Annotated in this window: 8 protein-coding genes; 3 read left to right on the top strand and 5 right to left on the bottom strand. The window is 73.4% G+C overall.

Features of this window, described 5'->3' with window-relative positions:
• The first annotated feature begins 155 nt into the window (after positions 1-155).
• From LCD35_RS01080 to LCD35_RS01070, 3 genes are all read left to right on the top strand, one after another.
• Positions 156-1187 carry an aldo/keto reductase gene (locus LCD35_RS01080; RefSeq protein ID WP_224957343.1) on the top strand — a complete coding sequence of 344 codons (1032 nt, stop codon included), beginning with the start codon at positions 156-158 and terminating at the stop codon, positions 1185-1187.
• Between the two features lie 289 nt (positions 1188-1476).
• A complete protein-coding gene (locus LCD35_RS01075; protein ID WP_224977377.1) occupies positions 1477-3384 on the top strand; it encodes a GMC family oxidoreductase N-terminal domain-containing protein in 1908 nt (635 codons plus the stop codon).
• A gap of 339 nt (positions 3385-3723) precedes the next feature.
• On the top strand, positions 3724-4137 hold the full coding sequence (locus LCD35_RS01070; RefSeq protein ID WP_224957341.1) for an STAS domain-containing protein: 414 nt from the start codon (positions 3724-3726) through the stop codon (positions 4135-4137).
• 65 nt (positions 4138-4202) lie between these two features.
• Here the strand turns inward: LCD35_RS01070 and LCD35_RS01065 are convergent, their stop codons facing one another.
• From LCD35_RS01065 to LCD35_RS01045, 5 genes are read right to left on the bottom strand one after another with little or no spacing between them, the layout of a single operon-like run.
• Positions 4203-5342 carry a M20 family metallopeptidase gene (locus LCD35_RS01065; RefSeq protein WP_224977376.1) on the bottom strand — a complete coding sequence of 380 codons (1140 nt, stop codon included), beginning with the start codon at positions 5340-5342 and terminating at the stop codon, positions 4203-4205.
• Positions 5339-6364 carry a ketopantoate reductase family protein gene (locus LCD35_RS01060; RefSeq protein WP_224977375.1) on the bottom strand — a complete coding sequence of 342 codons (1026 nt, stop codon included), beginning with the start codon at positions 6362-6364 and terminating at the stop codon, positions 5339-5341. Before LCD35_RS01060 ends, LCD35_RS01065 begins: the two co-directional genes overlap by 4 nt.
• Entirely contained in the window at positions 6361-7128 is a 768-nt protein-coding gene (locus tag LCD35_RS01055; RefSeq protein WP_224977374.1) for an SDR family NAD(P)-dependent oxidoreductase, read from the bottom strand. Before LCD35_RS01055 ends, LCD35_RS01060 begins: the two co-directional genes overlap by 4 nt.
• A complete protein-coding gene (locus LCD35_RS01050) occupies positions 7128-8420 on the bottom strand; it encodes an MFS transporter (RefSeq protein WP_224977373.1) in 1293 nt (430 codons plus the stop codon). The genes LCD35_RS01055 and LCD35_RS01050 overlap by 1 nt, the downstream gene beginning before the upstream one ends.
• A complete protein-coding gene (locus LCD35_RS01045) occupies positions 8417-9343 on the bottom strand; it encodes a polysaccharide deacetylase (RefSeq protein WP_224965895.1) in 927 nt (308 codons plus the stop codon). The genes LCD35_RS01050 and LCD35_RS01045 overlap by 4 nt, the downstream gene beginning before the upstream one ends.
• Positions 9344-9345: the final 2 nt, after the last annotated feature.

Below are 9345 nucleotides of genomic sequence, written 5' to 3'. Positions count from 1 at the left end.
TTTGCTCCCCCCGCCGGGGGTGGGGGGTCCTTTGGTCGCGCGGGGGGCCCCCGCGCGCGGCGGGCCCGCGGGGCGGGGGGGGGGGGGGGCCGCCCCCCCCCCCCCGCCCCCCCTCGCCCGGAACCCTCCGCAGCCCCGTCGAACGGACAGCACCCATGAAGACGCGCCCCCTCGGTCGCACCGGAATCGCCGTGAGCCCCTACTGCTTGGGCACCATGATGTTCGGCCCGGCGGGCAACCCCGATCCCGCCGACTGCCACCGCATCGTCCACCGCGCGCTGGACGCCGGGATCAACTTCATCGACACCGCCGACGTCTACGGGTACGGCGCCACCGAGCCGATCGTCGGAGCGGCCATCAAGGGACGGCGCGACGAGGTCGTGCTGGCGACGAAGTTCGGCGGGCCGATGGGCGACGACCCGAACCGGCGCGGCGCCTCCCGCCGGTGGATCGTCACCGCCGTGGAGGAATCGCTGCGCAGGCTCGACGTCGACCACATCGACCTGTACCAGATCCACCACTTCGACCCGGCGACGGACCTGGAGGAGACCCTCTCCGCGCTGACCGGCCTGATCACCAGCGGCAAGGTCCGCGCCATCGGCTCGTCCGGCTTCCTCGCCGCGGACCTCGTCGAAGCCCACCTGGTCGCCGAACTGCGGGGCCTGGCCCGCCTGCGCACCGAGCAACCCCCGTACTCGATCCTGGCGCGCGGCATCGAGCGGGAGGTGCTGCCCGTCTGCGCCCGGTACGGGATGGGCGTGCTCACCTGGAGCCCGCTGTCCTGGGGCCTGCTCACCGGGAAGTACCGGCGGCCGGGCACTCCCGTCTCGCCCGGCCGCGCGCGGTGGGGCCCGCGGCACATGACCGACGAGGCCAAGCACGCCGCGGTCGAGCGGCTCGCCGTCCTCGCCGAGGAGGCCGGGATCTCGTTGACGCACCTGGCGATGTCGTTCGCCACCACCCACCCGCACGTCACCTCGGTGATCATCGGGCCTCGCACGCTGCCGCAGCTCGACGACCTGCTCGCCGGGCGCGACGTCGTGCTCGACGACGAGGTCCTGGACCGCATCGACGGGATCGCCGCGCCGGGGACCGACACCGGCGTCACCGACGTCGGGTACCGGCCCGCGCCCCTCGACGACGCCGCGCTCCGCCGCCGCCCGCCCCGGGACCGCGGGGCGCGGTGACCCCGGTCCGGGAGGGCAGGCGCGGACCGTCCACATCGGACCGCGTTCCGGGGCGGCCCTCCGGTCGAGGAGCCGGGTAGCGCTCCGCCCGGTCGTGGCGGGGGTGCCGGACCCGGGAGGTCAGCGGCGGATCCGAGGGCACCGGTGGTGGCGAAGCGGACGTTCCACCCCCGCTTGTGGCCTGGCCACAGGTCGATCGGCGCAACTCTGGAGGCGCACCCAAAGTCCTGCGCTGTGCTCGTAGTCACACTCATCCGAGCAGATCGACTCAACGGGGAGCGAGGAAGCCATGTACGACCACATCGTTGTCGGCGCGGGTTCGGCGGGGTGCGCGTTGGCCGCCCGACTGACCGAAGACCCCGGCGTGACCGTGGCACTGGTCGAAGCCGGAGCGGCGGACACGGCCGACGAGATCCACATTCCCGCGGCGTTCAGCTCGTTGTTCAAGAGCCGCTGGGACTGGGACCTGGACACCGAGCCGGAACCGGAGCTCGGCGGGCGCCGCGCCTACCTGCCGCGCGGCAAGATGCTCGGCGGCTCCAGCTCGATGAACGCGATGATCTACATCCGCGGCAACCGCGCCGACTACGACCAGTGGGCGGCCGACGGGGCCACCGGCTGGAGCTACGACGAGGTCCTCCCCTACTTCAAGAAGGCCGAGGGCAACGCGCGCGGCGCCGACGACTTCCACGGCGCCGACGGACCGCTCACCGTGTCCGAGAGCCGGTCGATGAACCCGCTCTGCGACGCCTGGGTGGACGCGGCCGTCGAAGCCGGCTTCCCGCACAACGAGGACTTCAACGGCGCCGACCAGCTCGGCGTCGGCCGCTTCCAGGTCACCCAGCGCGAGGGCATGCGGTGCAGCACCGCGGTCGCCTACCTGCGCCCGGCGCTGGAGCGGCCCAACCTGACCGTGATCACCGGGGCGCTGACCCGCAAGGTGCTCTTCGAGGGCAACCGGGCCGTCGGCGTGGAGATCAGCCGCGACGGTCAGGTCGAGGAGCTGCGCGCCGAGCGCGAGGTGATCCTCAGCGCGGGCGCCTACGGTTCCGCGCAGCTGCTGCTGCTCTCCGGCGTCGGCCCGGCCGCGCAGCTCGCGGCGTTCGGCATCCCGCTGCTCGCGGACCTCCCCGTCGGGGAGCGGTTGCAGGACCACTACATGGTGATGCTCAACTACCTCACCGACCGCGAGACGCTGATGACGGCGGCGAGCCCGGAGAACGCCGCGGTGACCCGCGAGACCCTCGTCGAGATCGGGCCCGGCGACGTGGTGATGGGGTGCCTGCCGCTGTTCCACGTCTTGGGGCTCACCTGCGGGCTGATCGCCTCGGTGCAGGCGGGGGCCTGCCTGACGCTGATCGCGCGCTTCGAGGGCGCCAAGGCGCTGGAGGTGATCGAGCGCGATCGCGTCACGGTGTTCGAGGGCGTGCCCACGATGTACTCCGCGATGCTGCACGCCGCGGGCGACGCCGACCTCACCACCGTGCGGTGCTGCATCTGCGGTGGCGCACCGCTGCCCGTCGAGCTGCTGCGGGCCTTCGAGGAGACCTTCGGCTGCGTGATCCTCGAAGGCTACGGCCTGTCCGAGAGCTCGCCGGTGGCGTGCTTCAACCACCCCCACCTCGAACGCAAGCCCGGTTCGATCGGCGTGCCCGTGCGGGACGTCTCGCTGCGCGTGATCGACGACGGCGGGCGCGGCGTCCCGACCGGCGAGGTCGGCGAGATCGTGATCAAGGGTCCGAACGTGATGAAGGGCTACTGGGGGCTCCCCGAGGTCACCGCGGACACGATCGTCGACGGCTGGCTGCGCACCGGGGACCTCGCGGTCTGCGACGAGGACGGCTACTTCACCATCGTCGATCGGAAGAAGGACATGATCATCCGCGGTGGCTACAACGTCTACCCGCGGGAGATCGAGGAGGTCATCTACGAGCATCCGGCCGTGGCCGAGGCTGCGGTGGTCGGCGTGGCGCACCCGGAGCTCGGCGAGGAGGTGGTCGCCGCGATCGCGCTGAAGCCGGGTGCGATGGCGACCGCGGACGAGATCCGCGAGTTCGTGAAGGCCCGCGTCGCCGCGTACAAGTACCCGCGCCAGGTCTGGGTCACGGCGGAGCTGCCGAAGGGGCCGACCGGCAAGCTCCTGCGCCGCGAGGTCCGCACGGCGCGGCCCGCGGAACCCTCCCCCAACCCGGCCTGACGCGGCCGCGCACCCGCCGCGGGGGCGCCGCACGGGTGCTCGGCGGCGCGCCCGCGCGGGAGCGGGGGAACGCGCTCCCGTCCGCCGGGGCGCACGCCGACGGCCGGGCCGAGGACGCCCGGGAGCCGACCGCGCCCGCCGCACCGGGTGCTGCCGGAACGCGGGCGGGTGCGGTGGTTAAGATGCCCGTGGTTGAGCAGTCAGCCACCCAGGATCAGAACCGGTGCCGGTCCGGCGTCGCTGATCCGTGCGCGATGCGGAGCCCGTTCCCGGGCCGTCCCGTCGCGGGGCGGAAGCTGCGCGCTGACCGGGGCGAGACCACAGTGGAGCGCGCAGCACATGACCACCCCGGACCCGACCGAGAACCCGACCGAGACCGGTCACCGAGCGGAATCGGCACCACCGCGGTTCCGCGTGCAGGTCTCGTACCCCGACCGCGAGTCGATCGTCGTCGAACCCGGCGGGGAGATCGACGCCGAGACCATCGACCATCTCGAAGAAGTCCTGTGGCCGCGCCTGTCGGCCCAGGTCCGGACCATCGTCGTCGACCTGAGCGGCGTCGGTTTCCTGAGCGTGGCGGGGATGCAGCTGCTGAAGCAGGCCCACCTGGACGCGCGGTCCCGCGGGGTCGAGCTCCGGCTGGTGACCGCGCACCGCGAGGTCACCCACGCGCTGGAGGTGGCCGGGCTCGACACCGCGATGCGGTGCTTCCCCACCACCGCGCAAGCCCTGGCCCGCTTCGACGAGGGCTGAGCCGCGGCGCGGGCCCGCGTCACCGGCCGCACGACCGGCGGCGCGGGCCACCCGGGCGGTCCTGGTCAGCGGACGGCGAGTTCGGCCAGCAGCGCGGCGGTGAGGGCGGAGCGTTCGAGCATGCCGCTGATCGTGGCGTGCTCGGTGCGGGCGTGCGCGCCGCCGCCGACGGCGCCGAGACCGTCGAGGACCGGGATCCCGGCGGCCACCACGAAGTTCCCGTCGCTGGCGCCGCCGACCGCGACCTCCCGCAGGTCCACGCCCAGTGGTTCGGCGCAAGCCCGCGCCAGGGCGAAGAGCTCGCCGACCTCGGGGGTGCGCTCGAACACCGGCCGGTTCCAGTCGCCGGTCACCGCCAGCTCCACGTCGGGGTTCACCGGCCGGAGGTCCGCCAGCAGGGCGGTGATGCGGCGGCGTTCCGCTTCCCCGCCCACCCGCACGTCGATCCGCGCGGTGGCCCGGCCCGCCGTCACGTTGGCGCCGGTGCCGCCCTCGATCACGCCGACGTTCACCGAGGTGCCGGCGTCGAGGTCGGTCCACCCGTGCAGGCGCAGCACCTGGTGGGCGAGTTCCTGGATCGCGCCGGCGCCCGCGGCCGGGTCGAGGCCGGCATGCGCTTCCTCGCCGGTCGCGGTCACGGTGAACAGGCCGACGCCCTTGCGCGCGGTCTTGAGCGCACCGTCCGCGCTGGCCTCGAACACGAGGGCGGGCCGGGCCTTCGCGGCTTCGGCGACGATGACGTCCGAGGACGCGAGGCTGCCGGTCTCCTCGTCACCGTTGAGCACCAGCGTGAACGCGGGCCGCGGCAGCCCGAGCGCGTCGAGGGCCCGCACCGCCCACACCGCCTGCACCAGCCCGGCCTTCATGTCGAACACGCCGGGGCCGGTCATCCGGTCGCCGTCGACCTGGAACGGCCAGTCGGCGAGGGTGCCGGTGGGCCACACCGTGTCGTAGTGCGCGAGCAGCAGCACCGGCGAGCCGGTGCCCGCGTAGTGCCGGACCAGCACGTCACCGGTGGTCTCCCGCAGCAGCCATTCATCCGAAGTGGACGGACCGAGCCTGCGGTCGAGCCAGTCGCGCACCCAGTGCAGGCAGGTGTCGAGCGCGGCCAGGTCGTCGCTGGAGCTCTCGTGCCCGACGTACTCGGCCAGGTCGGCGATCATCTCGTCCCGGTGCGCGGCCAGCCAGGCCGCCACCCCGGTCACGCCGGGCTCCGCACGAGCTCGCCGAGTTCCGCGATGCGGCGCTCGGACATCGAGTCCGGGTCCGCTTCGAGTTCGCGGAGCACGCCCAGCAGCGCCCGCAGCCCCGGCGCCGCCACGCCGACGCGATCGGCCTCGTCGAGCACGGTGGCGTAGTGCGTGGTCACCTCGACCGCGCGCCGGCGCACCGCGAGGTCGCGCCAGATGCCGCTGCGGTTCTTCGGCTGGGTGCGCAGCCAGGAGGTCAGCCGTGCCAACGCCTCCGCCCGCGTCCCCGCACCGGCGCCCCGGACGAACGCGTCCGGCTCGAACGCGTCGAACGGTTCGAGCCGAACGCGCAGCGCGCGGGCGACGTCGAACACCTCCGCGGCCAGCGCGCACATCGTCTCCGGGTGCCGGTCGATCAGGTCGGCCATCGCGTCGTCGGCGAGCGCGGTCGCGGCGAGCATCGCGCCGAAACCGGCCTTGGCCCACAGGAAACCTTCGACGTTGTCGCTGACCTGCGCGGGGCCCCAGGCGCGCAGGTCGCGGGCGAGCAGCCGCACCCGATCGGACACCGCTGCGCCACCGGGCTCCCCCACCACCAGCGCACCGGAACCGCCGTCGGAGATCACCCCGGGCGCGGTCCGGTCGGCGAAGATGTTGACGAACGCCGCGATGGTGCGGGGCCAACCGATCCGCTCGGCGAGCACCGGCTCGTTGAACCCGTTCTGGACCGACACCACGTAGCCGTCGTCGGCCAGGCGCGGGGCGACCCAGTCGGCCGCCGCCCCGGTGGCCTGCGCCTTGACGGCCAGCAGGACCCGGTCGAGCCGGCCGGTGAAGTCCGCGGGCGTGGTCGCGCGCACGGGGACCTCGCCCCGTCCGCCCGGGTGGTCGAGGCGGAGCCCGTGGGCCCGGACTGCGGCCACGTGCTCGGGGTCGGCGTCGATCACGGTCACCGGGTGCCCGGCCCGCGCCAGGTGGTAGGCGAGGGTGCCCCCGATCGCGCCACCTCCCAGCACGGCGTACGAAGCACGGCTCATCCCTCGCGTCCTTCCTGCTGTTCTTCCTGCGGTGGCCACAACTTCGGCAGGTGCGCCGCCCCGGCACCGGAGCCGCCGTCCACGCGCACGACCTCGCCGGTGATCCACGACGAATCGGGGCCGGCCAGCCAGCGCACGGCGCGCGCGACGTCCGCGGGTTCGCCGGGCCGCCCGAGCGGGTTCACCGACACGGCCGCGGCGTAGTCGTCGGCGACCGGGTTGCACTCGCTGCCGACCGCCACGAAACCGGGGCTGACCGCGTTGACCCGGATGCCGTGCGGGCCGAGTTCGAGGGCGGCGGCCCGGGTCGCCATCTCCAGCGCCGCCTTCGAGCTGGCGTAGGGCCCGCCGCCCGGCCGGGTCCGCAGCGCCGCCCCGGAGGAGATGTTCACGACCGCACCGCCGCGTCCCGCCGCGATCGCGAGCTTCGCGAACGCGGTGGTGGCCAGCACCGGGGCGCGCACGTTCAGCGCGAACACCCGGTCCCACCGCCCGGCGTCCACGTCCAGCATGTCCAGCGAGGGGTAGATGCCGGCCGCGTTGACCAGCACGTCCACCGGCGCCCGGCGCCACGCCTGGTCGAGGACCTGTTGCGGCGCCCCGGGTTCGGCGAGGTCGGCGGTCACCGGGAAGCCCGGCGCCGCGGCCAGCCGCTCCCCGTCGATATCGACGGAGGTGACCGCGCAGCCCTCGCGGGCGGCGAAATCGGCCGCGATCGCGCGCCCGATCCCGCTCGCGGCACCCGTCACGAGCACGTGGGTCATCACGCGAACTCCCGATCCTTGGTCTCCGGCATGGTCAGGTAGATGACGAGCGAGATCAGCGCCGCCCCGGACACGTACAGCCACAGCAGGTCGTGGTGCCCGATGTCGTTGAGCCAGGTCGTGATGTACGGCGCGGTCCCGCCGAACAGGGCCACCGACAGGGCGTAGGGCAGCGCGATCCCGGTCGCCCGGACCTCCGGCGGGAACTGCTCGGCCATGATCACCGCGCAGTTCGCCGAATAGCCCAGCACCAGCAGCATTCCGGCCAGCTGCACCGCGAACACGCTCAGGAAGCTGTTCTGCAGCAGGTGCAGCAGCGGCCACGACAGCACCACGAACCCACCGGCGAACGCGGCCAGCGTGGGCTTGCGCCCCACCTTGTCCGAGAGCAGGCCGACGAACGGCAGCAGCACCACGAACACGACCAGGCACAACGTCTGCGACAGCAACGCCTGCGAGAGCGGGATCCCGGTCACCAGGTTCGCGTAGGTCGGCAGGTAGTTGACCCAGATGTAGTAGGTCAGCGTGCCCGCGACGGTGATGCCCGCGACGCGCAGCGCGGCGACCGGGTGGTCGACGAACATCGTGCGCAGCGGGTTCGCCTTGGTCCGCCCGCTCGATGCGGCCGTGGTGAACGAGCCGGTGTCCTCCACCGAGGTCCGCAGCCACAGCCCCACCAGGCCGAGCAGGCCGCCGAGCACGAACGCGGCTCGCCAGCCCCAACCGTGCAGGGCCTCCTCGCTCAGCGCCGAGGTGGCCACGGTGCCGATCAGGGACGCGATCAGCACGCCCCCGGCGACCGAGACCTGTTGCCAGGAACCGGCGAACGCCCGCCGCCCGGCTCCCGCGGACTCCACCAGGAACGCCGCGGAGGAACCGAATTCGCCGCCCGCGGCGAAGCCCTGCAGCAGCCGGGCGAGCAGCAGCACCACCGGCGCGAGCAGGCCCACGGCCGCGTAGGTCGGGGTGAGCGCGATCAGGAACGACGCCCCCGCCATCAGCCCGATGGTGAGCGCGAGGCCCTTCTTGCGCCCCTGCCGGTCGGCGTAGGCGCCGAGCACCGCGGCCCCGATCGGGCGCATCACGAAGCCGATCGCGAACACCGCCAGCGTGGACAGCAGCGCCACGGTCTCGTCGCCCGCGGGGAAGAACTCCACCGCGATGATCTTGGCGAACACGGAGTACAGCGCCCAGTCGACCCATTCGACGGTGTTGCCGATGGTGCCCGCGACGATCGCCTTGCGCTGGGCGGGGGTGGTCTTCGCGGTGGCGACCGCTGCCGAGCCGATCATGGTGTCGCTCCAAGGGGATCGAGCCGCCCGAGCTCTGCGCGCGCGGTGGCCGCGAGCTCGGCGTGAGTGGCGAACCAGACGTCGTGGTGCGCCCCGATGTGGTCGAGCAGTTCCCGCAGCACCACCAGCCGCGAGCGGTGGCCGATGACGTGCGGGTGCATCGTCAGCTGGAACACGCCGCCGGTGCGGTGGGCCGCGTCGAACTCGTCGGTCCAGATCTCCAGCACGTCCCGCGGGCGGGTGTGCGGGCGAACAGAGCCGTAGCGGTCCATGGTGAAGTACGGGGCGTCGTCCCGGATCCAGTCGACCGGGATCTCCACGAGCCCGGTCGCCGCGCCGTTCGCCACGATCTCGTACGGTTCGTCGTCGGCCATCAGCGACGAGTCGTACTCGAACCCGAGCTCGCGGATGACGTCCAACGTGGACTCGCTGAAGTCCCAGGACGGGGTGCGGATCCCGACGGGCCGGACGCCGGTGAGCTCGGCGAGGACGTCGATCGCCCGGACGTTCAGCGCCTTCTCGTCCTCCTTGCCCAGCAGGGTGTTGCGCTCGTGGATCCAGCCGTGCACCCCGATCTCGTGCCCGGCCGCCGCGTAGTCCTTCGCTTCGCCGGGGTGCAGCAGCGCGGACACGCCGGGCATGAAGAACGTCGCCGGTGCGCCGAAATCGGCCAGCACCTCCAGGACCCGACCGGCCCCGACGCGCGATCCGTACTCGCCCTGCGCGAGCCGGCCGGGGCTGGTCTCCGCGTCCCGCAACGGGATCGTCTCGTGATCGGAGTCGAAGGACAGCGCCACCGCGACGCGCGCGTCGCCCGGCCACCGCCGCGGGACGAGCCGCCGCCCGGCGCGCACCGCCTCGACGTGGCCCCGCCAGGTGTGCTCCGGCCACTGCCACGCCGGAGCCGGTTCGGTTGCGGACACGG

The sequence above is a fragment of the Saccharopolyspora sp. 6V genome, assembly GCF_020176785.1.
GTDB classification, from domain to species: Bacteria; Actinomycetota; Actinomycetes; order Mycobacteriales; family Pseudonocardiaceae; genus Saccharopolyspora_C; species Saccharopolyspora_C gregorii.
Note: the sequence above shows the minus strand (reverse complement) of the source record. Positions and strands in the feature narration are given on the sequence as shown.

What these genes read in the sequence shown, in the direction of transcription:
- LCD35_RS01055 (WP_224977374.1), bottom strand. Translation starts at nt 7,128, where the DNA reads ATGACCCACGTGCTCGTGACGGGTGCCGCGAGCGGGATCGGGCGCGCG.
- LCD35_RS01060 (WP_224977375.1), bottom strand. Translation starts at nt 6,364, where the DNA reads ATGAGCCGTGCTTCGTACGCCGTGCTGGGAGGTGGCGCGATCGGGGGC.
- LCD35_RS01050 (WP_224977373.1), bottom strand. Translation starts at nt 8,420, where the DNA reads ATGATCGGCTCGGCAGCGGTCGCCACCGCGAAGACCACCCCCGCCCAG.
- LCD35_RS01070 (WP_224957341.1), top strand. Translation starts at nt 3,724, where the DNA reads ATGACCACCCCGGACCCGACCGAGAACCCGACCGAGACCGGTCACCGA.
- LCD35_RS01080 (WP_224957343.1), top strand. Translation starts at nt 156, where the DNA reads ATGAAGACGCGCCCCCTCGGTCGCACCGGAATCGCCGTGAGCCCCTAC.
- LCD35_RS01075 (WP_224977377.1), top strand. Translation starts at nt 1,477, where the DNA reads ATGTACGACCACATCGTTGTCGGCGCGGGTTCGGCGGGGTGCGCGTTG.